Origin of the sequence: Enterobacter sp. 5-4 (assembly GCF_000612205.1) — a bacterium.
Classification (GTDB): Bacteria; Pseudomonadota; Gammaproteobacteria; order Enterobacterales; family Enterobacteriaceae; genus Enterobacter; species Enterobacter roggenkampii.
The window spans coordinates 132,420-154,508 of the sequence record NZ_JFHW01000002.1 but is presented as its reverse complement, the minus strand read 5'-3'; the positions used below and the strand labels follow the sequence as shown (position 1 = coordinate 154,508).

At 56.8% G+C, this 22,089-nt stretch carries 21 protein-coding genes; 8 read left to right on the top strand and 13 right to left on the bottom strand.

The genetic code is table 11. The annotated features are described in order from the left end of the window. Nucleotides 1-15: 15 nt before the first annotated feature. Nucleotides 16-885, top strand: a complete 870-nt coding sequence (locus tag AA74_RS0100960) for a phosphoribulokinase (protein ID WP_025910341.1) — start codon at nucleotides 16-18, stop codon at nucleotides 883-885. 85 nt (nucleotides 886-970) lie between these two features. On the opposite strand, the gene AA74_RS0100955 is transcribed toward AA74_RS0100960, so the two are convergent. Then, a complete protein-coding gene (locus AA74_RS0100955) occupies nucleotides 971-1,375 on the bottom strand; it encodes an OsmC family protein (protein ID WP_008503018.1) in 405 nt (134 codons plus the stop codon). Nucleotides 1,376-1,686: 311 nt separating this feature from the next. On the opposite strand from AA74_RS0100955, the gene crp reads away from it, so the two are divergent. Beyond that, nucleotides 1,687-2,319, top strand: a complete 633-nt coding sequence (gene crp, locus AA74_RS0100950; protein WP_000242758.1) for a cAMP-activated global transcriptional regulator CRP — start codon at nucleotides 1,687-1,689, stop codon at nucleotides 2,317-2,319. A gap of 57 nt (nucleotides 2,320-2,376) precedes the next feature. Then, a complete protein-coding gene (locus AA74_RS0100945) occupies nucleotides 2,377-4,464 on the top strand; it encodes a YccS/YhfK family putative transporter (RefSeq protein ID WP_023345020.1) in 2,088 nt (695 codons plus the stop codon). Here AA74_RS0100945 and AA74_RS0100940 read toward each other — a convergent pair. The 4 genes from AA74_RS0100940 to ppiA all read right to left on the bottom strand — a co-directional run bounded on the left by AA74_RS0100940 (nucleotide 4,461) and on the right by ppiA (nucleotide 7,624). Next, entirely contained in the window at nucleotides 4,461-5,681 is a 1,221-nt protein-coding gene (locus AA74_RS0100940; protein ID WP_025910337.1) for an aspartate aminotransferase family protein, read from the bottom strand. The genes AA74_RS0100945 and AA74_RS0100940 overlap by 4 nt on opposite strands. Before the next feature lie 86 nt (nucleotides 5,682-5,767). Next, complete coding sequence (pabA, locus tag AA74_RS0100935; protein WP_008503021.1) at nucleotides 5,768-6,331, bottom strand: aminodeoxychorismate synthase component 2; 564 nt, start codon at nucleotides 6,329-6,331, stop codon at nucleotides 5,768-5,770. Nucleotides 6,332-6,361: 30 nt separating this feature from the next. Beyond that, complete coding sequence (locus tag AA74_RS0100930; protein WP_025910334.1) at nucleotides 6,362-6,946, bottom strand: putative adenosine monophosphate-protein transferase Fic; 585 nt, start codon at nucleotides 6,944-6,946, stop codon at nucleotides 6,362-6,364. A 105-nt stretch (nucleotides 6,947-7,051) separates the two neighbouring features. Then, a complete protein-coding gene (gene ppiA, locus AA74_RS0100925) occupies nucleotides 7,052-7,624 on the bottom strand; it encodes a peptidylprolyl isomerase A (RefSeq protein WP_014885514.1) in 573 nt (190 codons plus the stop codon). Nucleotides 7,625-7,902: 278 nt separating this feature from the next. Here ppiA and tsgA point away from each other — a divergent pair, with 278 nt between their 5' ends. Further along, a complete protein-coding gene (gene tsgA / locus AA74_RS0100920) occupies nucleotides 7,903-9,087 on the top strand; it encodes an MFS transporter TsgA (RefSeq protein WP_025910332.1) in 1,185 nt (394 codons plus the stop codon). Between the two features lie 18 nt (nucleotides 9,088-9,105). Here tsgA and AA74_RS0100915 read toward each other — a convergent pair whose 3' ends face one another. After that, a complete protein-coding gene (locus AA74_RS0100915) occupies nucleotides 9,106-10,407 on the bottom strand; it encodes a cytosine deaminase (protein WP_025910329.1) in 1,302 nt (433 codons plus the stop codon). Nucleotides 10,408-10,646: 239 nt separating this feature from the next. On the opposite strand from AA74_RS0100915, the gene nirB reads away from it, so the two are divergent. The 4 genes from nirB (at nucleotide 10,647) to AA74_RS0100895 (ending at nucleotide 15,329) form a co-directional block, all read left to right on the top strand. Continuing rightward, complete coding sequence (gene nirB / locus AA74_RS0100910) at nucleotides 10,647-13,190, top strand: nitrite reductase large subunit NirB (RefSeq protein ID WP_025910327.1); 2,544 nt, start codon at nucleotides 10,647-10,649, stop codon at nucleotides 13,188-13,190. Beyond that, the gene (nirD, locus tag AA74_RS0100905; RefSeq protein WP_008503027.1) at nucleotides 13,187-13,513 is read left to right on the top strand and encodes a nitrite reductase small subunit NirD; all 327 of its coding nucleotides are present in this window, start codon (nucleotides 13,187-13,189) and stop codon (nucleotides 13,511-13,513) included. Before nirB ends, nirD begins: the two co-directional genes overlap by 4 nt. A 134-nt stretch (nucleotides 13,514-13,647) precedes the next feature. After that, on the top strand, nucleotides 13,648-15,021 hold the full coding sequence (cysG, locus tag AA74_RS0100900) for a siroheme synthase CysG (RefSeq protein WP_025910325.1): 1,374 nt from the start codon (nucleotides 13,648-13,650) through the stop codon (nucleotides 15,019-15,021). Nucleotides 15,022-15,158: 137 nt separating this feature from the next. After that, a complete protein-coding gene (locus AA74_RS0100895; protein ID WP_008503029.1) occupies nucleotides 15,159-15,329 on the top strand; it encodes a YhfL family protein in 171 nt (56 codons plus the stop codon). Between the two features lie 142 nt (nucleotides 15,330-15,471). Here AA74_RS0100895 and trpS read toward each other — a convergent pair whose 3' ends face one another. From trpS to aroK, 7 genes are all read right to left on the bottom strand, one after another. Continuing rightward, a complete protein-coding gene (gene trpS / locus AA74_RS0100890; RefSeq protein WP_023298773.1) occupies nucleotides 15,472-16,476 on the bottom strand; it encodes a tryptophan--tRNA ligase in 1,005 nt (334 codons plus the stop codon). After that, nucleotides 16,469-17,230, bottom strand: coding sequence for a phosphoglycolate phosphatase (gene gph, locus AA74_RS0100885; RefSeq protein WP_023326223.1), 762 nt, complete (start codon nucleotides 17,228-17,230; stop codon nucleotides 16,469-16,471). Before gph ends, trpS begins: the two co-directional genes overlap by 8 nt. Then, nucleotides 17,223-17,900, bottom strand: a complete 678-nt coding sequence (rpe, locus tag AA74_RS0100880) for a ribulose-phosphate 3-epimerase (RefSeq protein WP_008503032.1) — start codon at nucleotides 17,898-17,900, stop codon at nucleotides 17,223-17,225. The genes gph and rpe overlap by 8 nt, the downstream gene beginning before the upstream one ends. A gap of 41 nt (nucleotides 17,901-17,941) precedes the next feature. Next, nucleotides 17,942-18,754 carry an adenine-specific DNA-methyltransferase gene (gene dam / locus AA74_RS0100875; RefSeq protein ID WP_008503033.1) on the bottom strand — a complete coding sequence of 271 codons (813 nt, stop codon included), beginning with the start codon at nucleotides 18,752-18,754 and terminating at the stop codon, nucleotides 17,942-17,944. Between the two features lie 67 nt (nucleotides 18,755-18,821). Beyond that, nucleotides 18,822-20,123 carry a cell division protein DamX gene (gene damX / locus AA74_RS0100870; RefSeq protein ID WP_023294719.1) on the bottom strand — a complete coding sequence of 434 codons (1,302 nt, stop codon included), beginning with the start codon at nucleotides 20,121-20,123 and terminating at the stop codon, nucleotides 18,822-18,824. A gap of 92 nt (nucleotides 20,124-20,215) precedes the next feature. Continuing rightward, nucleotides 20,216-21,304 carry a 3-dehydroquinate synthase gene (gene aroB, locus AA74_RS0100865; protein WP_023326225.1) on the bottom strand — a complete coding sequence of 363 codons (1,089 nt, stop codon included), beginning with the start codon at nucleotides 21,302-21,304 and terminating at the stop codon, nucleotides 20,216-20,218. 57 nt (nucleotides 21,305-21,361) lie between these two features. Next, on the bottom strand, nucleotides 21,362-21,883 hold the full coding sequence (gene aroK / locus AA74_RS0100860) for a shikimate kinase AroK (protein ID WP_003861630.1): 522 nt from the start codon (nucleotides 21,881-21,883) through the stop codon (nucleotides 21,362-21,364). Nucleotides 21,884-22,089 lie beyond the last annotated feature (206 nt).

Below are 22,089 nucleotides of genomic sequence, written 5' to 3'. Positions count from 1 at the left end.
AGTCAGGGAGTTGCTATGTCTGCCAGACATCCGGTTATTGCCGTTACGGGGTCGAGTGGTGCGGGAACCACCACCACCAGCCTCGCATTTCGCAAGATTTTCGCCCAGCTGAATCTCCGTGCGGCGGAGGTCGAAGGCGACAGCTTTCACCGCTACACGCGCCCGGAGATGGACATGGCCATCCGTAAGGCGCGCGATCTGGGTAAACACATCAGCTACTTCGGTCCGGAAGCCAATGACTTCGGCCTGCTGGAACAAACCTTTGTTGAGTACGGCCAGAGCGGTAAAGGGCAGTCCCGCAAGTATCTGCATACCTATGATGAAGCCGTTCCCTGGAATCAGGTGCCTGGCACCTTTACCCCCTGGCAGCCCCTGCCGGAACCTACCGACGTGCTGTTCTACGAAGGATTACACGGCGGCGTGGTCACGCCGCAGCACGACGTGGCGCGCCACGTGGATCTGCTGGTTGGCGTGGTGCCTATCGTTAACCTGGAGTGGATCCAGAAGCTGACGCGTGACATGAGCGAGCGCGGCCACTCGCGCGAAGCAGTGATGGATTCGGTGGTGCGCTCCATGGAAGACTACATCAACTTCCTGACGCCGCAGTTTTCCCGCACCCATATCAACTTCCAGCGCGTGCCGACGGTGGACACCTCCAACCCGTTCGCGGCCAAAAGTATCCCATCCCTGGATGAGAGCTTTGTGGTGATCCATTTCCGCAATCTCGAAGGCATTGACTACCCCTGGCTGCTGGCGATGCTGCAGGGCTCGTTTATTTCTCACATGAATACATTAGTCGTACCGGGCGGAAAAATGGGGCTGGCGATGGAGCTCATCATGACGCCGCTGGTGGAGCGATTGATGGAAGGGAAACAGATCGCGTGAGTTTTTTGCCCGGTGGCGCTGCGCTTACCGGGCCTACGGTCGTGCTTTTGTAGGGCGGGTCAGCGAAGCGCCACCCGCCAAAACATTAAGCCTCGATCACTTCATACGAATGGGTGATTTTTACCGCTTTCTCCAGCATTAACGCGACAGAGCAGTACTTCTCCGCAGACAGGTCCACCGCACGTGAAACCGCCGCGTCTTTCAGTTCTTTACCGGTGACCACAAAGTGCAGATTGATGTGGGTGAACAGGCGTGGCGCCTCTTCGCGGCGTTCTGACGTGAGTTTGACCTCACAATCCGTCACGTCATGACGGCCTTTTTGCAGAATCGACACCACGTCAATGGCGCTGCATCCCCCTGCCGCCATCAGCACCATTTCCATTGGGCTGGGCGCTTTATCGCCGGAGTTACCATCCATCAAAATCTGATGCCCTGACGCGGACTCGCCCAGGAACGTTAAACCTTCAACCCACTTCACGCGCGCTTGCATATTCTTAAACTCCAACGTTGCATTTTTGGTGACAGATTACGCGTGCGTTACATTTCTCGCAATGGAAGGCGACCTGCATCATGCTGAAGCGAGACACCAGGAGACACGCGGCGAAAGCTATGCTAAAACACTCAGGATGCTACAGTAATACATTGACGTTACACATGTATGCAGAGGACATCAAACTTTACTGGCTGCGAAACGTTACGGTAGCCGACTTCCCAGGGTATGGGTAAGAATTCGATTGCAACCCCAGAGTCCGGATGCATCTGATGACTCTGGTGACAGCTTATAACAGAGGATAACAGCGCATGGTGCTTGGCAAACCGCAAACAGACCCGACTCTCGAATGGTTCTTGTCTCATTGCCACATTCATAAGTACCCATCAAAGAGCACGCTGATTCACCAGGGTGAAAAAGCGGAAACGTTGTATTACATCGTTAAAGGCTCGGTGGCAGTGCTGATCAAAGATGAAGAAGGGAAAGAGATGATCCTTTCTTATCTGAACCAGGGCGATTTCATCGGTGAACTGGGCCTGTTTGAAGAGGGCCAGGAACGTAGCGCCTGGGTTCGTGCAAAGACAGCATGTGAAGTGGCTGAAATTTCTTACAAGAAGTTCCGTCAGCTGATTCAGGTTAACCCTGACATTCTGATGCGTCTCTCTTCCCAGATGGCGCGCCGTCTGCAGGTCACCTCAGAGAAAGTGGGCAACCTCGCCTTCCTGGACGTGACGGGCCGCATCGCACAAACTCTGCTGAACCTGGCGAAACAGCCGGACGCCATGACCCATCCGGACGGCATGCAAATTAAAATTACCCGTCAGGAAATTGGTCAGATCGTCGGTTGCTCCCGTGAAACAGTGGGCCGTATCCTGAAAATGCTGGAAGATCAAAACCTGATCTCCGCCCACGGTAAAACCATCGTGGTCTACGGAACGCGTTAATTCCGCTTAAACGGCGTGCCATCGCAAGGTGTCACGCCGTTTTTGTCTCTACTCCTCATGTGGCGCAGGCTGATCTATCACCCGGAAGTCAACTACGCACTGCGACAAACGCTGGTGTTGTGTCTACCCGTGGCCATCGGCCTGATCCTCGGACACCTTCAGCAAGGCCTGCTCTTTTCCCTCGTGCCCGCCTGCTGCAACATTGCCGGCCTGGACACACCGCATAAGCGCTTTTTCAAACGACTGATCGTGGGCGGCTGCCTGTTTGCTGGCTGTAGCCTTGCCGTACAGCTTTTACTGGCCCGGGACATCCCGCTGCCGCTGATCCTGACGGTGCTGGCGATGACGCTCGGCGTCACGGCGGAAATCAGCTCGCTGCACGCCCGCCTGCTACCCGCCTCGCTGATTGCGGCCATCTTCACGCTGAGCCTCGCCGGGAATATGCCGGTGTGGGAGCCGCTGCTGATCTACGCTCTGGGGACACTGTGGTACGGGCTGTTTAACTGGTTCTGGTTCTGGCTGTGGCGGGAACAGCCGCTGCGCGAATCCCTGAGCCTGCTCTATGTGCAGTTGGCGGAATACTGCGAAGCCAAATACACCCTGCTCACCCAGCATACCGATCCGGAAAAAGCCTTACCGCCGCTGCTGACGCGCCAGCAGAAGGTGGTGGATCTGATAAGCCAGTGCTATCAGCAGCTGCATATGCTCGCCGCCAACAAGAACCACGAGTACAAACGGCTGCTGCGCACCTTCCAGGTAGGCCTGGATCTGCAGGAGCATATCTCCGTTAGCCTGCACCACCCGCAGGAGGTGCAAAAGCTGGTTGAGCGCAGCCACGCCGAAGCGGTGATCCGCTGGAACGCGCAGACCGTCTCGGCACGCCTGCGCGTGCTGGCTGACGATATTCTCTACCACCGCTATCCCACGCGCTTTAACATGGAAAAACAGCTCGGCGCGCTGGAGAAAATCGCCCGTCAGCATCCGGATAACCCGGTCGGCCAGTTTGCCGCCTGGCACTTTAGCCGCATCGCCCGCGTGCTGCGCACCCAGCGCCCGCTTTATTCCCGCGACCTGATGGCAGATAAACAAAAACGGCTTCCCCTGTTGCCCGCGCTCAAAAGCTATCTGTCTCTCAAATCGTCCGCCCTGCGCAATGCCGCACGAATTAGCGTGATGCTCAGTATCGCCAGCCTGATGGGCATGGCGCTGCATCTGCCGAAGCCCTACTGGATCTTAATGACCGTGCTGTTCGTCACCCAGAACGGCTACGGCGCCACGCGGGTGCGTATTCTGCACCGGGCGGGCGGCACCATGGCCGGGCTGATCATTGCAGGCGTAACGCTGCACTTCCACGTGCCGGAAGGCTATACCCTGGCAGGCATGCTGGCGATCACGCTGGTGAGCTACCTGATTATCCGCAAAAATTACGGCTGGGCGATGGTGGGCTTTACGGTGACGGCGGTATACACCCTGCAGCTGCTTACGCTGAACGGCGAACAGTTTATTGTCGCCAGGCTGATTGATACCCTGATCGGCTGCCTGATTGCCTTCGGCGGCATGGTCTGGCTGTGGCCGCAGTGGCAGAGCGGGCTGCTCAGGCAGAACGCCCACGACGCGCTGGAGGCCGACCAGCAGGCCATTCGCCTCATCCTGAGCGACGACCCGCAGCCCTCCCCGCTGGCGTATCAACGCATGAAGGTCAACCAGGCGCACAACGCCCTGTTCAACTCGCTCAACCAGGCGATGCAGGAGCCGGGCTTTAACTCACATTATCTGGCCGATATGAAGCTGTGGGTAACGCACAGTCAGTTTATCGTTGAGCACATTAACGCCATGACGACGCTGGCGCGCGAGCACACGATGCTGACGCCGGATCTGGCGCAGCGCTACCTGCAGTCGTGTGAAATTGCGTTGCAGCGCTGCCAGCAGCGTCTGGAGTATGACTCACCGGGCGAGTCGGGGGATTTAAATATTCTGGAAGCGCCGGAGACGTTAACCCACGGGCCAATGAGCACCCTTGAGCAACACTTGCAGCGCGTGCTGGGGCATCTGAACACCATGCACACCATTTCGTCGGTGGCATGGCGTCAGCGTCCGCATCATGGGGTTTGGTTAACGCGCCGGTTGAAACGAACCGAATATTAGCCTTTAACGATCTTTGCAACCGCCGCGGCAAAGCGGGTTAAGCCGTCTTCGATGTCTTTGTCTTCCACCACCAGCGACGGCGCAAAGCGCATCACGTCCGGCCCGGCATTGAGCACCATCACCCCTTCGCGAGCGGCGGCGTGCAGGAAGTCGCGCGCGCGGCCCTTGTACTGCGGCTTCAGCTCGGCGCCAATCAGCAGCCCCATCCCGCGGATCTCGCTGAACACGTCGTACTGCTCGTCAATCTGCTTAAGGTGCTTCACAAACAGCTCGCGCTTCGCGCTAACGCCGTTTAGCACCTCTGGCGTGTTGATGATGTCGAACGCGGCACCCGCCACGGCGCTCGCCAGCGGGTTACCGCCGTAGGTAGAGCCGTGAGAACCGACGTGAAACGCGGAGGCGATCTCCTGCGTCGTCAGGACCGCACTCACCGGGAAACCGCCGCCGAGCGCTTTCGCGCTGGTCAAAATATCCGGCGTCACGCCGTAGTGCATATAGGCAAACAGGTCCCCGGTACGCCCCATCCCGCACTGCACTTCATCAAACACCAGCAGCGCCTGATGCTCGTCGCACAGCGCGCGCAGCCCTTTCAGGAATTCCGGGGTTGCCGCGGTCACGCCGCCTTCCCCCTGAATAGGCTCGACCACCACCGCGCAGGTGTGGTCGTCCATCACCGCTTTCACCGCGTGCAGATCGTTAAACGGCACGTGGATGATGTCGGCTGGTTTCGGACCAAACCCGTCGGAATACTTCGGCTGACCGCCAACGGAGACGGTAAAGAAGGAGCGTCCGTGGAAGGCATTGCGGAAGGCGATGATTTTGGTTTTGTACGGGCTGTGGCGCGTGGTCGCGTAGTAGCGCGCCAGCTTAAAGGCGGTTTCGTTGGCTTCGGTGCCGGAGTTCATAAACAGCACGCGCTCGGCAAACGTGGCATCAATGATCTTACGGCCCAGGCGCAGCGCCGGTTCGTTGGTGAACACGTTGCTGGTGTGCCACAGGGTTTCACCCTGGGTTTTCAGCGCCTCCACCAGCGCGGGATGGCAATGACCCAGCGCCGTGACCGCAATACCGCCCGCGAAATCCACATACTCCTTGCCCTGCTGATCCCAGACGCGGCTGCCTTTCCCCTTCACCGGGATAAATTCAGCCGGTGCATAAATCGGCAGAATCACTTCATCGAATGTCGCGCGGGTAATTGCTGGTTGTTCAGTTGCCATGTCATGCCCATCCATTTTATGTCACATTGATTGTGAAAATATAATCACAAAATATGCATAAAAAATCACAGCAAGGCAACAGATATTCAGCGATGGAGGAAATTTGCCAGCAGCGCGTGCCCCTGCTCGCTGAGGATGCTTTCCGGATGGAACTGCACGCCTTCGAGATCCCATTCGCGATGTCGAATCCCCATGATCTCCTGCGTATCGCTCCAGGCGGTCACCTCAAAGCCGTCGGGCAGCGTCGACGGGTCAATCACCAGCGAATGGTAGCGCGTCACGGTTAACGGATTATTGAGCCCCGTGAACACTCCGGTGCCCGTGTGGGTGACCGGCGAGGTTTTACCGTGCATGACTTTGGCGGCGCGCACGATGGTGGCACCAAAGGCCTGGGCAATCGCCTGATGGCCCAGACAAACGCCGAGGATCGGCAGCTTGCCGGCATAGTGCTGGATAACCTCCAGCGAAATACCTGATTCCGACGGCGTGCAGGGGCCGGGTGAAATCACGATTTTCTGCGGAGCCAGCGTCTCGATATCGGCCAGGCCAATCTCGTCGTTACGTCGGACAACCACCTCTGCACCCAGTTCGCAAAAATACTGGTAAAGGTTCCAGGTGAAGGAATCGTAGTTGTCAATCAGCAGAATCATGGCGGCTCCCGAAAAAAATGCCGCCCTATTCTACTCAGATTCCCGCGCTTCGCTCACTACTTTGGCAAAGATCGCGTTTAGCGCGGTTAAATCCCCCGTTGCGCCGCTGCGGTTAGCGGACACCCACTCCTCGGGATCGATATCGCGCCAGTCCAGTGAATAGCCCGCATGGAGCGCCAGCTGCTCAAAGAAAACGCGCTGAGCAATACCGTTACCACTCGCAAAAGGATGCAGCATGTTGATTTCACAATAATAATGGCTAATTTTTTCAATGAACGCCGCTTTCTCAAGGCCAGCCAGATACTTTTCGCTTTCCAGCGCCGCCATCAGTTCATTACCCATCTTCTCGATGTATTCGAAATGGCAGAAGGGAATATCACCTTTGAAAATATCGTCGGTACGGAACTCACCTGCCCGCTTCATCTCTCTGCGGTAGAGATGGCGGTGAATAAGGCACAGATGGGGTAACCCGGGCGCGGAAGGCCCAAGCGCCAGGCTCTCAATGTCGGGATCCGATGGACCATTACCTTTCTCAAGGAGACAACTGGCCTGAAAGTTGACGCTACGCTGCTGCTCCCAGAGACGGGATTTTTGCTTGTCGGTGAGTTTTTTCACTTAACGCCTCCCTGAATAGTCCGTTTGCCACAAGTATAAGCAGCAAAACGCGCTTTCGCAGGGAGGGGTCACAACACGGGCGAGCATCGCCCGCGTCGAAGAACGTTACGGCAGCACTTTTGCGGAGAGGATCACGACAGGTTTGGACGGCACATTCTGATACGGACCGACGTCATGGGTAGGCACCTGAGAAATCTTATCGGCCACGTCCATCCCTTTCACGATTTTACCGAACACCGCATAGCCGAAGTCGCGCTGGCCGTGGTCGAGGAAGGCGTTATCCGCCACGTTGAGGAAGAACTGGCTGGTCGCGCTATCTTTGTCTGCGGTACGCGCCATAGAGATCGTGCCGCGCTTGTTCAGCAGGCCGTTGTCCGCTTCGTTTTTGATTGGCGGGTTCGGCTGTTTCTGCTGCATCTGCTCGTTGAAGCCGCCACCCTGAATCATGAAGCCCGGGATCACGCGGTGGAAGGTGGTGTTGTTATAGAAACCACTGTTCACATAGTCGAGGAAGTTTTTCACAGAAACCGGAGCTTTCTGGCTATTCAGTTCCAGCTCAATATTCCCGGCGGAGGTGGTCAGCAGAACGTGAGGGTCCCCTTTTGCTGCCAGCGCAGCAGGGGAAACGGCAGAAAGAGCAAACACAGCTGCGACAGCCGCCAGTGTTGATTTGAGCATGAGAATTCCTTAACAAAGCGCAGTATAAAAAGCGAATGGCTTGATTCTAAAGAGCAGTATGAACGTAGACCAGCCTTTTACCTAATTTTACGAAATTGAAACAATTATTACTGCGCAAACGATTGGTTAGACCGCCACTTAATGTGATTTAGATCACATTAAAACCTGCAATGACACAATCATTACCCTTAAAAGATAGGAATGGATCACTTTAGCGACTAAAATCTGCCCGCTCTCAGCGCCCCTTCGGCGCTTTTCTTTTTTTGAACAGGCCAGACATGACTAACAGCAATCGCATCAAGCTCACATGGATCAGCTTCTTCTCCTACGCCCTGACCGGCGCGTTGGTGATCGTCACCGGGATGGTGATGGGGAATATCGCAGACTACTTCCAGCTGCCCGTTTCCAGCATGAGTAACACCTTCACCTTCCTCAACGCAGGGATCCTGATCTCTATCTTCCTGAATGCCTGGCTGATGGAAATCGTGCCGCTGAAAACCCAGCTTCGCTTCGGCTTCGTGCTGATGGTTGCCGCCGTGGCGGGTCTGATGCTCAGCCACAGCATCGCCCTGTTCTCAGCCGCCATGTTCGTGCTCGGCCTGGTCAGCGGGATCACCATGTCGATCGGGACGTTCCTGATTACCCATATGTATGAAGGCCGCCAGCGCGGCGCGCGCCTGCTGTTTACCGACTCCTTCTTCAGCATGGCCGGAATGATCTTCCCGATGGTCGCTGCCGTTCTGCTGGCGCGCAGCATTGAGTGGTACTGGGTCTACGCCTGCATCGGTCTGGTCTACGTTGCTATTTTTATTCTGACCTTCGGCTGCGACTTCCCGGTTCTGGGTAAAAAAGCGCAAACCACGGCAGAGCCTGTGGCGAAAGAGAAATGGGGTATCGGCGTGCTGTTCCTCTCCATCGCCGCCCTGTGCTACATCCTGGGCCAGCTGGGCTTTATCTCCTGGGTACCGGAATATGCCAAAGGTCTGGGCATGAGCCTGAACGACGCGGGTAAACTGGTGAGCGATTTCTGGATGTCTTACATGTTCGGCATGTGGGCGTTTAGCTTCATCCTGCGCTTCTTCGACCTGCAGCGCATTCTGACCGTGCTGGCGGGCCTGGCGACCGTGCTGATGTATCTGTTCATCAACGGTTCCCCGGAGCATATGCCATGGTTCATTCTGACCCTGGGCTTCTTCTCCAGCGCGATTTACACCTCGATCATCACCCTGGGCTCCCTGCAGACCAAAGTGGCCTCGCCGAAGCTGGTTAACTTCGTTCTGACCTGCGGCACTATCGGCACCATGCTGACCTTCGTGGTGACGGGCCCGATCGTTGCCCACAGCGGCCCGCTGGCCGCGCTGCACACCGCGAACGGTCTGTACGCCGTGGTGTTCCTCATGTGCTTCATCCTGGGCTTTGTGACCCGCCACCGCCAGCACAACGCGGCAGCGGCATCGCACTAAACCCTGCGCCCCTTTGCATTACGCAGAGGGGCTGTTTCTGGCGAAACTGACCTCTTCTCCTCCGGTATCCATCTGGATCCAGGTCTGCGCCAGCTGCGTGGTGGCGATAATCCGCCCCTGACGAATCGACCAGCGCACCGGCACCTGACAGCGCACCGCTTCAAACCCGCTCTCCGCAGGCAAAATAATCAGGTTTGCCGGGTTTCCCGTTTCAATACCGTAATCGCTCAGGCCGAAGGTACGGGCGCTGTTATGGGTGATCAGGTTCAGGCCGCTGTCGATTTGCGGATAGCCCATCATCTGGCAGACGTGTAGCCCCATATGCAGCACCTGCAGCATATTGCCGGTGCCGAGCGGGTACCACGGATCGAAGACATCGTCGTGACCAAAGCAGACGTTAATACCTGCTTCCTGCAGCTCTTTCACCCGGGTGATGCCGCGACGCTTCGGATAGTCATCAAAGCGCCCCTGCAGGTGGATGTTGACCAGCGGGTTCGCAACGAAGTTAATCCCCGACATCTTCAGCAGACGGAAGAGCCGCGAGGTGTAAGCGCCGTTATAGGAGTGCATGGCGGTGGTGTGGCTGGCCGTCACGCGCGGGCCGATGCCGGCCTCATACGCCAGCGTGGCCACCGTCTCGACAAACCGCGACTGTTCGTCGTCAATTTCATCGCAGTGGATATCCAGCGGGCGGTCATACTTCTTCGCCAGCTCAAAAGCGATGTGCAGCGACTGGACGCCATATTCCCGGGTAAATTCGAAGTGCGGGATCGCCCCCACCACGTCGGCTCCCAGTTTTAACGCCTCTTCAAGCAGCGCCGCGCCGTTCGGGTAAGAGAGAATACCTTCCTGCGGAAACGCGACGATTTGCAGCGTTACCCACGGGGCCACCTCCTGCTTCACCTCCAGCATCGCCTTCAGGGCGGTGAGCGTCGGGTCAGAGACATCCACATGGGTGCGGACAAACTGAATGCCGTTAGCGATTTGCCACTTCAGCGTTTTCCAGGCGCGTGCTTTCACATCCTCATGGCTGAGCAGCGCCTTGCGCTCCGCCCAGCGTTCAATGCCTTCGAACAGCGTGCCGGACTGGTTCCAGTTCGGCTCACCCGCCGTCTGGGTGGTATCAAGATGAATATGCGGCTCGATGAACGGGGGAATAGCCAGCCCACCGCGCGCGTTCAGTACCTCATAACTTTCGGCGTGGGTGTCGTCCATGGGGGTGATGTCACCAAATCGCCCGTTCTCGATGGCAAGTTGCCACAGCCCATCCCGACCCGGTAAACGCACATTCTGAACAAGCCATAACGGTGATGTAGACATAACTTTCCCCTCATAAACGCAGCTGATATTCAGGCGTATCGATTTTTGCAAAACCGCCCCTGATTTGTACACAAATTCAACGAACACGAAAAGCCTGCGATTTCCGCCACTTATAAAAATCCTGACAAATCAGTCATATACCACCTAGGGAGTAGGCGAAGGCGTATTTGATTTGCATCAATAAGCGCCCCTGCTGAATCGTTAAGGTAGGCAATAATAGAAAAGAAATCGAGGCAATAATGAGCAAAGTCAGACTCGCTATCATCGGTAACGGCATGGTCGGCCACCGCTTTATTGAGGATCTTCTCGATAAAGCCGATGCTGAGCAGTTCGATATTACCGTGTTCTGTGAAGAACCCCGCAAGGCATACGACCGTGTGCACCTGTCTTCCTACTTCTCCCATCATACCGCCGAAGAGCTCTCTCTGGTGCGTGAAGGTTTCTACGAGAAGCATGGCGTAAAAGTGCTGGTGGGCGAACGCGCTATCACCATCAACCGTCAGGAAAAAGTGATCCACTCCAGCGCCGGCCGTACGGTTTTTTACGATAAGCTGATCATGGCGACTGGCTCGTATCCGTGGATCCCGCCGATTAAAGGCTCGGAAACGCAGGATTGCTTCGTTTACCGTACCATTGAAGACCTCAACGCCATTGAATCCTGTGCGCGTCGAAGCAAACGCGGCGCGGTTGTTGGCGGTGGCCTGCTGGGCCTGGAAGCCGCGGGCGCGCTGAAAAACCTCGGCGTTGAAACCCATGTCATCGAATTTGCGCCGATGCTGATGGCCGAACAGCTCGACCACATGGGTGGCGATCAGCTGCGCCGTAAGATCGAAAGCATGGGCGTGAAGGTTCACACCAGCAAAAACACCAAAGAGATCGTTCAGGAAGGGACTGAAGCACGCAAAACCATGCGCTTTGCCGACGGCAGCGAGCTGGAAGTGGACTTCATCGTCTTCTCCACCGGCATCCGCCCGCGCGACAAGCTGGCAACGCAGTGCGGCCTGGCCGTCGCGCAGCGCGGCGGGATCATGATTAACGACACCTGCCAGACCTCCGATCCGGATATCTACGCCATCGGCGAATGCGCCAGCTGGAACAACCGCGTATACGGCCTGGTGGCGCCGGGCTACAAAATGGCGCAGGTCGCCGTGGATCATATCCTGGGCAGCGAAAACGCCTTCACCGGCGCAGACATGAGCGCCAAGCTGAAGCTGCTGGGCGTGGACGTAGGCGGTATTGGCGATGCGCATGGCCGCACGCCCGGCGCGCGCAGCTATGTCTACCTCGACGAAAGCAAAGAAGTCTACAAACGTCTCATCGTCAGCCAGGACAACAAAACCCTGCTCGGCGCGGTGCTGGTGGGCGACACCAGCGACTTCGGTAACCTGCTCCAGCTGGTGCTCAACGCCATCGAGCTGCCGGAAAACCCGGACGCGCTGATCCTCCCGGCGCACGCCTCCAGCGGCAAGCCGTCCATCGGCGTGGATAAACTGCCGGACAGCGCGCAGATTTGCTCCTGCTTCGACGTCACCAAAGGCATGCTGATCTCCGCGATCAACAAAGGGTGCCACACCGTTGCGGCGCTGAAAGCGGAAACCAAAGCCGGTACCGGCTGCGGCGGCTGTATTCCGCTGGTCACCCAGGTACTGAACGCCGAGCTGGCGAAACAGGGCATCGAAGTGAACAACAACCTGTGCGAGCACTTCGCTTACTCTCGCCAGGAGCTGTACCATCTGATCCGCGTGGAAGGCATCAAGTCCTTCGACGAACTGCTGGAGAAACACGGCCAGGGCTACGGCTGTGAAGTGTGTAAACCGACCGTCGGCTCCCTGCTGGCCTCCTGCTGGAACGAGTACGTGCTCAAGCCCGAGCATACGCCGCTGCAGGACACCAACGACAACTTCCTGGCCAACATCCAGAAAGACGGCACCTACTCCGTGATTCCACGCTCGGCCGGTGGTGAAATCACGCCGGAAGGGCTGGTCGCGGTGGGCCGTATCGCACGTGAATTTAATCTGTACACCAAAATCACCGGCTCCCAGCGTATCGGCCTGTTTGGCGCGCAGAAGGACGACCTGCCGGAAATCTGGCGTCAGCTGATTGAAGCGGGCTTCGAAACCGGCCACGCGTACGCCAAAGCGCTGCGCATGGCGAAAACCTGCGTGGGCAGCACCTGGTGTCGCTACGGCGTCGGCGATAGCGTGGGCTTCGGCGTTGAGCTGGAAAACCGCTACAAAGGCATCCGTACCCCGCACAAAATGAAGTTCGGCGTCTCCGGCTGTACCCGCGAATGTGCGGAAGCGCAGGGTAAAGACGTGGGTATTATTGCCACCGAGAAAGGCTGGAACCTGTATGTGTGCGGCAACGGCGGGATGAAACCGCGCCACGCGGACCTGCTGGCGGCGGATCTCGATCGCGACACGCTGATTCAGTATCTCGACCGCTTCATGATGTTCTACATCCGTACCGCCGATAAGCTGACCCGTACCGCCTCCTGGCTCGATAACCTCGAAGGTGGCATCGACTACCTGAAATCGGTCATTATCGACAACAAGCTGGGCCTGAACGAACATCTGGAAGCGGAGATGGCCCGCCTGCGCGAGGCGGTGATCTGCGAGTGGACGGAAACCGTCAACACCCCGGCGGCGCAGACGCGCTTCAAACACTTTATCAACAGCACCCAGCGCGACCCGAACGTACAGGTTGTGCCGGAGCGCGAACAGCATCGTCCGGCCACGCCGTATGAACGTATTCCGGTCACGCTGGTGGAGGAAAACGCATGAGCCAGTGGGTAAACATCTGCAATATTAACGACATTCTCCCCGCCACCGGCGTCTGTGCGCTGCTGGGCAACGAGCAGGTGGCGATTTTCCGCCCTCGCCACGATGAACAGGTCTTTGCTATCAGCAATATCGACCCGTTCTTCGAGGCCAGCGTGCTCTCCCGCGGCCTGATTGCCGAGCACCAGGGGGAACTGTGGGTCGCCAGCCCGTTGAAAAAGCAGCGTTTCCGCTTAACCGACGGACTCTGCATGGAAGATGAAAGCTTCTCGGTCAAACACTACGACGTCCGCGTGAAGGACGGCGAGGTGCAGCTGAAAGCGTAACCCCTCGCCTTTTCAATAGGAAAGGCTTATGACCCCTTATGGGTAACGGCAGGAAAAACCGTATGTTCTGTACGATTCCTGCTGTTATCCTGACGTCAATTCTTCCCCCGCCATGAATGCTGTGAGGTAACGTCGTGGATCACCTGCCGATTTTTTGTCAATTACGCAACCGCGACTGCCTGCTCGTGGGCGGCGGCGACGTGGCCGAGCGCAAAGCGCGCCTGCTGTTAGAGGCTGGCGCCCGCCTGACCGTGAATGCCCTGTCCTTCTCCCCCCAGTTTGACGTCTGGGCGCAGGAAGGGATGCTTACGCTGGAGCAGGGGGAGTTTAATGAATCCCTGCTGGATACCTGCTGGCTGACCATTGCCGCGACGGATGACGATGCAGTGAATCAGCGCGTCAGCGACGCCTGCGAAGCGCGCCGTATCTTCTGCAACGTGGTGGATGCGCCGAAAGAAGCCAGCTTTATCATGCCGTCGATTATCGACCGCTCGCCGCTGATGATTGCGGTATCGTCCGGGGGACGTTCGCCGGTTCTCGCGCGTCTGCTGCGGGAAAAACTGGAAGCCCTGTTGCCTCAACACCTTGGCCAGATTGCGCATTATGCCGGTCAGCTGCGTTCACGCGTGAAGCAAACCTTCGCGACCGTGGGCGAGCGCCGTCGCTTCTGGGAAAAATTCTTTGTGAACGACAGGCTGGCGCAGTCGCTGGCGAATCAGGACACCAAAGCCGTTGAAGAGACGACCGAGCAGTTGCTAAGCGAACCGCTGGACCATCGCGGCGAAGTGGTGCTGGTAGGCGCAGGCCCCGGTGATGCGGGCTTGCTGACGCTGAAAGGGCTACAGCAGATCCAGCAGGCGGATATCGTGGTGTACGACCGTCTGGTCTCCGATGACATCATGAACCTGGTGCGCCGCGACGCCGACCGCGTCTTCGTGGGCAAGCGCGCGGGCTACCACTGCGTGCCGCAGGAGGAGATTAACCAGATCCTGCTGCGCGAAGCGCAAAAGGGAAAACGCGTGGTCCGCCTGAAGGGGGGCGATCCTTTTATCTTTGGACGCGGCGGCGAGGAGCTGGAAACCCTGTGCGACGCGGGTATTCCGTTCTCCGTGGTGCCCGGCATTACGGCGGCGTCCGGCTGTTCAGCGTACTCTGGCATTCCGCTGACCCACCGCGACTACGCTCAGAGCGTGCGTCTGGTGACGGGCCACCTGAAGACCGGCAGCGAGCTGGACTGGCATAACCTGGCCGCCGAAAAGCAGACACTGGTGTTCTACATGGGGCTCAATCAGGCCGCCACGATTCAGGCGAAGCTGCTGGAGCACGGTATGAATGCGGATATGCCCGTCGCGCTGGTCGAAAACGGCACCGCCATTACGCAGCGCGTGGTGGATGGCGTGCTGACGCAGTTAGGCGAGCTGGCGCAGCAGGTCGAAAGCCCGGCGCTGATTGTGGTGGGCCGCGTGGTTGAACTGCGCGACAGGCTGAACTGGTTCTCGAATCACTAACGCATATTCTCCCTTCCTGGAGTAGTCCTTAAGCGGACTACTCCCCTCTTACGCCTACCGATAACATACCGCCCGCATAGTGGAACTTTTCCATTTATTCCCTCGTATTACATCCATTTTTTAGACAAGGAATGCATATGTTCAAACTGGCAAAAGCCGCCGTTCTGGTTGGCCTGTTATCGACTCTGACGGCCTGCACCGGTCACGTTCAAAACACCAAAAATAACTGCAGCTACGATTACCTGCTGCACCCGGCGATCTCCATTTCGAAGATCATCGGTGGTTGCGGCCCGGCGGCACAGCAGTAAGCGTTTTACAGGCGTAAAAAAACCGGGATATCCCGGTTTTTAGTTTTGGAGAGTGTGTTTTTTGTCGGGTGGCGCTGACGCTTACCCGACCTACACGGTCCCGTAGGCCGGGTAAGGCGAAGCCGCCACCCGGCACAGCGGCTTAAGGTTTCGCCACAAACCCAATTGCTTCATACACCGCTTTCAGGGTTTCGGACGCGCGCGCGCTGGCTTTTTCCGCCCCCTCTTTCATCACTTTCTGCAGGAACGCTTCGTCGTTACGGTAGCGGTGATAACGCTCCTGCAGCTCGGTCAGCATGCCGGAAACGGCATCTGCCACTTCGCCTTTCAGGTGGCCGTACATCTTGCCTTCGAAGTGTTTTTCCAGCTCAGGGATGCTCTGGCCGGTGACGCCCGAGAGGATATCCAGCAGGTTGGAGACGCCCGCTTTGTTCTGCACGTCGTAGCGCACAACAGGCGGCTCGTCGGAGTCCGTGACCGCGCGCTTGAGCTTTTTGACAACCGATTTCGGATCTTCCAGCAGGCCGATAACGTTGTTGCGGTTATCGTCAGACTTGGACATCTTCTTGGTCGGCTCCAGCAGCGACATTACGCGTGCGCCGGACTTCGGAATAAATGGCTCTGGTACTTTAAACACATCGCCGTAGAGCGCGTTGAAGCGCTGGGCGATATCGCGGCTCAGCTCCAGGTGCTGCTTCTGGTCTTCGCCGACAGGAACCTGGTTAGTCTGGTACAGCAGGATGTCTGCCGCCATCAGCACCGGATAGTCAAACAGGCCGGCGTTGATGTTTTCAGAGTAGCGCGCGGATTTATCCTTGAACTGCGTCATGCGGCTCAGCTCGCCAAAATAGGTGTAGCAGTTCAGCGCCCAGCCCAGCTGCGCGTGCTCCGGCACGTGAGACTGAACGAAGATGGTGCTCTTCTCTGGATCGATGCCGCAGGCCAGATACAGCGCCAGGGTGTCCAGCGTGGCTTTGCGCAGCTTCTCAGGATCCTGACGGGCGGTAATCGCATGGAGATCGACGATGCAGTAAATGCAATGGTAGTCATCCTGCATGCTGACCCACTGACGTAACGCACCCATGTAGTTACCAATGGTCAATTCACCTGAAGGCTGTGCGCCACTAAAAACGATGGGCTTAGTCATTGTTCAATTCCTGATGTTCACTGTGCGAAAGCCCGAGTGCGGGCAACAAATCTTTGAAGTGGTCGAAAACGACGTCCGGCTCACTCAGCGTGATGGCTTCACCGTAGTTGTAGCCATAGGTTAACCCCACGGAAGGACACCCGGCCGCGCGGGCAGCCAGAATATCATTGCGGGAATCGCCGACAAAGAGCAGCTCCGCAGGCGTTAAGGATAATTTTCCTGCCACCAGCAGCAGCGGTTCCGGATGGGGCTTTTTGTTCTGCACGTCGTCGCCGCCCACAATCACGGAGAAATACTTCGCGATATTGAGCGCTTCCAGCAGCGGTGCGACAAACGGCGTGGGTTTGTTGGTCACCAGACCCAGCGGGATGCCCTTCGCGTGCAGCGCGCTCAGCGTTTCCTGAACGTCAGGGAACAGGAAGCTGCCCTCCTCGACGGTCTCTTCATAGAAACGATCGAACAGTTTGCGCAGAATACGCAGCTGCTCTTCCTGCGGGATGTCCGCGTGATCGACGCTCGGTTTACCCTGGGCGGAACGCTGCGACGCACGCTCCTGACGCGCCCACGTCAACGCGCGCGCCATCAGAACATCGGCGCCGTTGCCAATCCACGTGACGACGCGCTCTTCACCCGCAACGGGGAGTTCAAGTGCATACAGCGCCTGGTCGACGGCGCTCGTTAAGCCCGGCGCGCTGTCAACCAGCGTGCCGTCGAGGTCGAATGCCACACCCCGAATAGCCTGTAATTTATCCATGACTTACCTTCGCCAGCTCGCGGCGCATTTCATCAATGACTTTTTTATAATCCGGTTGGTCGAAAATGGCAGAACCAGCAACGAACATATCCGCGCCTGCCGCCGCAATTTCACCAATGTTATTCACTTTCACGCCGCCGTCTACTTCCAGACGAATGTCGTAGCCTGACTCGTCGATACGACGGCGGACTTCACGCAGCTTATCCAGCGTGTGAGGAATGAATGACTGGCCGCCAAAACCGGGGTTAACGGACATCAGCAGGATCACGTCCAGCTTATCCATGACATAGTCGAGATAGCTCAGCGGCGTGGCCGGGTTAAACACCAGACCCGCTTTACAGCCGTTCTCTTTGATCAGCTGCAGCGTGCGATCCACATGTTCAGAGGCTTCCGGATGGAAGGTGATGATGCTGGCACCCGCCGCGGCGAAGTCAGGCACGATGCGATCAACCGGTTTCACCATCAGGTGAACGTCGATCGGGGCGGTAATGCCATAGTTACGCAGCGCCTTGAGCACCATCGGACCGATGGTCAGGTTAGGAACGTAGTGGTTATCCATCACGTCGAAATGGACGACATCCGCGCCAGCCGCCAGTGCGTTGGCGGTATCTTCACCCAGGCGGGCAAAATCGGCCGACAGAATTGAGGGAGCAATCAAAAACTGTTTCATCCGCTTCTCCTTGAAATGTGTTTACCGGCGGGCAAAACGGCTCAGGGGCGATAAAGAGCCAGGAGTTCGTCCACCTTTTTACGTGTGCCGCCGTTGCTGCTAATGCTACGCCGCACCTTAACCTGAAAATGCTTCGCGGCTTTGTACCATTCGCGCGTATCAGGCGTGTCGTGATTCGAAATTAACACCGGAATTCTTTTGCTGACCAGCTTTTCCGCCATCTCCGCCAGACGCGCCTGCTCGGCAGGGCTGAAGCTGTTGGTGTGGTAGGCGGTGAAGTTCGCCGTCGCAGACAGCGGCGCGTATGGGGGGTCACAGTAAACCACCGAATTGACGCCTGCCAGTTCCATACACTCTTCATAGGAGAGGCAATGAAACTCCGCGTTCTGCGCTTTTTCAGCAAAGTGATAAAGCTCGTCCTGTGGGAAATACGGGCGCTTGTAGCGACCAAACGGCACGTTAAATTCCCCGCGCAGGTTATACCGGCACAGGCCGTTGTAACCATGACGATTAAGATAGAGGAACAGCAGGGCTCTGCGGAACGGATCCTGGCTCTGGTTAAACTCCGCGCGGAACTGGTAGTAAACGTCCGGATTATTGTTCTCGGGCGTAAACAGCTTGCGCGCCTCTGCGACATACTCATCGGTACGGAGCTTAACGATGTTATAGAGGCTGATAAGGTCGCTGTTGATATCCGCCAGGATATAACGAGAAAAATCGGTGTTGAGGAACACCGATCCCGCACCCACGAAAGGTTCGATAAGACACTCGCCTTCAGGCAGGTGCTTTTTAATATCATCGAGCAGGGGGTATTTCCCCCCTGCCCATTTCAGAAAAGCGCGATTTTTTTTCATGCTGACTAACTGATTACACCTTCTCCGGCTGTGGAGAAAGCTCCGACAGCATCCTGCGCTTTAAACATTACTTCAGATCGGCCTGAACCTGATGAATCGGCTTCGCCCATGGGTTCTTCGCCTGAACGTCAGCTGGCAGCGCCGCTACGGCACGTTTTGCTTCATCTTTTGACGAATAAACACCGCTCACCAGCACATACCACGGCTGACCGTTACGGGTCGTCTGATAAACAACATAGTTTTTCAGATTTGATTTCTTCGCCCAGCTGTTGAGGTTGTCGTAGTTAGACGAACTGCTCAGCTGCAGCGTGTAGTTGCTGGAAGGCGCAGACTTCAGCGAACCGACGTTACCTGCCGTTTTACCTGCCGCGCTGCTGGATGCGGTTGCCGTCGCGGCTGGTGCCGCTGTGGCAGCCGGTGCCGTGGTGGTCGCCGTGGCTTTCGGCGCAGTCTGCGTGACGGGCGCTTTAGCAGGCTCGCTCACCGCAGCCGTTTCCGTGCGTTTCGGCTGGGCCGGTACGGCTTTCACTTCAGGCGCTTTTACCACTGCCTGAGGTTTGGTTTCACGCTTAGGCTCAATCACTGCCTGCTTACGCTCAGGACGTGTTGTAGTCTGCGTCTGGTGCGGTTTGGTTTCCGTCGCGGCCGTTTGCGGCTGAGCGTTACCGCCGCGAATCGGGGCAACGGTTGCAGGTTCAGTTGGCAGCGTAGAGTTAACCACGACGTTATCAACCTGCTGCTGGTTCTGCGGCTGCGTCAGCGCATTGTTCAGGTCTCCCTGAACTTCCACACGCTGCTGACCTTCAGGCGCAACAGGTGCCTGCCCCTGAGCTGGGGTTGAAGAAACGGGCGGCAGAGAAACATCCTGCGGCGCTGTGGTGTTACCGGCGGTCTGCTCTGCGGAAGTAGCACCCGGCGCTGGCTGTGCGCCATTCGCCTGATTGGACGCATCGTTACCGGAAAGGTTGATGCTCTTCTCAGCGGAAGCCGTTTGCTCGGTTGAGTTCGTTGACGGTGCTTTAAGCGCGGAGCCAATGCCGACAATCAGCAGCACAAGCACCAGAACGCCAAGGCCCATCATAATGTACTGGCGGGACGCCGGTTTTGGCGCAGCGGCTTTTTTACGTTTACGCGGGCGACGCTCTACAGGCTGTTCGTCCATTGAATCTTCTTCGGACTCATAATCCTCTTCTGCTCGCTCTTCGTGCGCGTTGCGGCTGCGCGAAGGGCGACGATCGTCTGCATCCAGATCAACATCGTCAAAGTTGATCTGCGGCTCGTTATCACGTTCTGAAGATTGACGAGAACGACCAGTACGACGATCGCTGGGATCGGGTTTCAGCTCGTCTTCTGGTTTGAATTCATCCATTTAACACCCCACTCAAAGGCTTATGCCAACGACTTTGCATTTCACCTGAAGCTAAACGACCACCTGCGACAGTGGCCTGACCTTTCTAGTTGTTACGCCTGCTGACAGTCAGCGATAGCGCCAAGAACGACATCGTGCGGCACTCCGCCGCGCACTTCACTCTTCCCTATTGCAAGCGGGAGTACAAGACGCATCTCACCTGCCAATACTTTTTTATCGCGCATCATGTGGGGTAAATACGCTTGCGCCGACATCTCCTGCGGCCCGTTCACCGGCAAACCTGCACGCTCAAGCAGCGCAATGATACGTGCCGTCTCTTCCGGTTTGAACTGCCCAAGGCGTTCAGAGGTGCGGGCAGCCATCACCATGCCGGCCGCGACGGCTTCACCGTGCAGCCAGTTGCCGTAACCCATTTCGGCTTCAATCGCGTGACCAAACGTATGCCCAAGATTCAGTAAAGCACGTAAGCCCGTTTCACGCTCGTCTGCGGCAACAACTTCTGCTTTCAGCTCACAGCAACGACGAATGCAGTATGCCAGTTTTGCCTCATCGAGGCCCAGCAGCGCATCCATATTCTCTTCAAGCCAGCTAAAGAACTCGCCATCCAGAATAATGCCGTATTTGATCACTTCCGCCAGACCCGAAGCCAACTCGCGCTTCGGCAGGGTTTTCAGACAGTCGAGATCCACCACCACCGATGCGGGCTGATAGAACGCGCCAATCATGTTTTTGCCGAGCGGATGGTTCACTGCCGTTTTGCCACCCACAGAGGAGTCGACCTGGGACAGCAGCGTGGTAGGGATTTGAATAAAGCGGACACCACGCTGATAGCTTGCGGCCGCAAAGCCGGTCAGATCGCCCACAACACCGCCGCCCAGGGCAAGCAGTGTTGTATCGCGACCATGCGGTTTTTGCAGCAATGCGGTAAAGACGGTATCCAGTACCGTCAGGCTTTTATACTGCTCGCCATCGGGGAGAATCACACTGTCGACTTTTACGCCCGCCTGCTCAAGCAGGTGGCGTACGCGGTCGAGATAAAGCGGAGCCAGCGTCTCGTTGGTGACCAGCATCGCCTGATCACCCGCTTTCAGTGGTAAAAAGGAAGCTGGGTCGTTAAACAAACCAGCCGCGATGGTGATAGGGTAACTACGTTCCCCGAGAGTAACTGTAATCCTCTCCATGACGCGACATCCACCTTTAATGCTATTACCCGCAGGCGAGTGTATATAAAGCCAGAATCAGTTGCTTTCCAGCATATGAATAATCTGGTTTGCAACCACTTTAGCGCTCTGGTCGTCGGTACGAATGGTCACATCGGCAATCTCTTCATACAGCGGATTGCGTTCATCGGCCAACGCTTCCAGAACTTCGCGTGGTGGCGTTTCAACCTGCAGCAGCGGGCGCTTTTTATCGCGCTGCGTACGTGCCAGCTGTTTCTCAATGGTCGTCTCAAGATAGACCACTACGCCACGGGCGGAGAGACGGTTGCGGGTTTCGCGAGATTTCACAGAGCCGCCGCCTGTTGCCAGAACGATGCCCTGTTTTTCCGTGAGTTCGTTGATCACTTTTTCTTCTCGGTCACGGAAACCTTCTTCGCCTTCTACGTCGAAAACCCAGCCCACATCAGCTCCGGTTCGTTTCTCAATCTCTTGATCAGAATCGTAAAATTCCATATTGAGTTGTTGAGCTAACTGACGCCCAATAGTGCTTTTGCCGGCACCCATAGGCCCAACCAGAAAGATATTGCGTTTCTCTGCCATTTTATCGGTACTACTAAGACTATTCGTTAATGGTAATCCCCGCTTCGCAGACACCCGGCGTAGCAGGACATGAACTGAAACCTCATATGCAATAGAGCGAGAGTCAGACTAAAAATTATCTCAATACTCCGGCTTGTTTGGCAACTGATTAAATCACCGCGCCGGGCGCATAAGGTAATAAGACGTAAGTCCAACTCAAATCGGTA

Coding starts and splice junctions, on each gene's coding strand:
- AA74_RS0100960 (WP_025910341.1), top strand. CDS start 16: ATGTCTGCCAGACATCCGGTTATTGCCGTTACGGGGTCGAGTGGTGCG.
- AA74_RS0100955 (WP_008503018.1), bottom strand. CDS start 1,375: ATGCAAGCGCGCGTGAAGTGGGTTGAAGGTTTAACGTTCCTGGGCGAG.
- crp (WP_000242758.1), top strand. CDS start 1,687: ATGGTGCTTGGCAAACCGCAAACAGACCCGACTCTCGAATGGTTCTTG.
- AA74_RS0100945 (WP_023345020.1), top strand. CDS start 2,377: ATGTGGCGCAGGCTGATCTATCACCCGGAAGTCAACTACGCACTGCGA.
- AA74_RS0100940 (WP_025910337.1), bottom strand. CDS start 5,681: ATGGCAACTGAACAACCAGCAATTACCCGCGCGACATTCGATGAAGTG.
- pabA (WP_008503021.1), bottom strand. CDS start 6,331: ATGATTCTGCTGATTGACAACTACGATTCCTTCACCTGGAACCTTTAC.
- ppiA (WP_014885514.1), bottom strand. CDS start 7,624: ATGCTCAAATCAACACTGGCGGCTGTCGCAGCTGTGTTTGCTCTTTCT.
- tsgA (WP_025910332.1), top strand. CDS start 7,903: ATGACTAACAGCAATCGCATCAAGCTCACATGGATCAGCTTCTTCTCC.
- AA74_RS0100915 (WP_025910329.1), bottom strand. CDS start 10,407: ATGTCTACATCACCGTTATGGCTTGTTCAGAATGTGCGTTTACCGGGT.
- nirB (WP_025910327.1), top strand. CDS start 10,647: ATGAGCAAAGTCAGACTCGCTATCATCGGTAACGGCATGGTCGGCCAC.
- nirD (WP_008503027.1), top strand. CDS start 13,187: ATGAGCCAGTGGGTAAACATCTGCAATATTAACGACATTCTCCCCGCC.
- AA74_RS0100895 (WP_008503029.1), top strand. CDS start 15,159: ATGTTCAAACTGGCAAAAGCCGCCGTTCTGGTTGGCCTGTTATCGACT.
- trpS (WP_023298773.1), bottom strand. CDS start 16,476: ATGACTAAGCCCATCGTTTTTAGTGGCGCACAGCCTTCAGGTGAATTG.
- gph (WP_023326223.1), bottom strand. CDS start 17,230: ATGGATAAATTACAGGCTATTCGGGGTGTGGCATTCGACCTCGACGGC.
- rpe (WP_008503032.1), bottom strand. CDS start 17,900: ATGAAACAGTTTTTGATTGCTCCCTCAATTCTGTCGGCCGATTTTGCC.
- dam (WP_008503033.1), bottom strand. CDS start 18,754: ATGAAAAAAAATCGCGCTTTTCTGAAATGGGCAGGGGGGAAATACCCC.
- damX (WP_023294719.1), bottom strand. CDS start 20,123: ATGGATGAATTCAAACCAGAAGACGAGCTGAAACCCGATCCCAGCGAT.
- aroB (WP_023326225.1), bottom strand. CDS start 21,304: ATGGAGAGGATTACAGTTACTCTCGGGGAACGTAGTTACCCTATCACC.
- aroK (WP_003861630.1), bottom strand. CDS start 21,883: ATGGCAGAGAAACGCAATATCTTTCTGGTTGGGCCTATGGGTGCCGGC.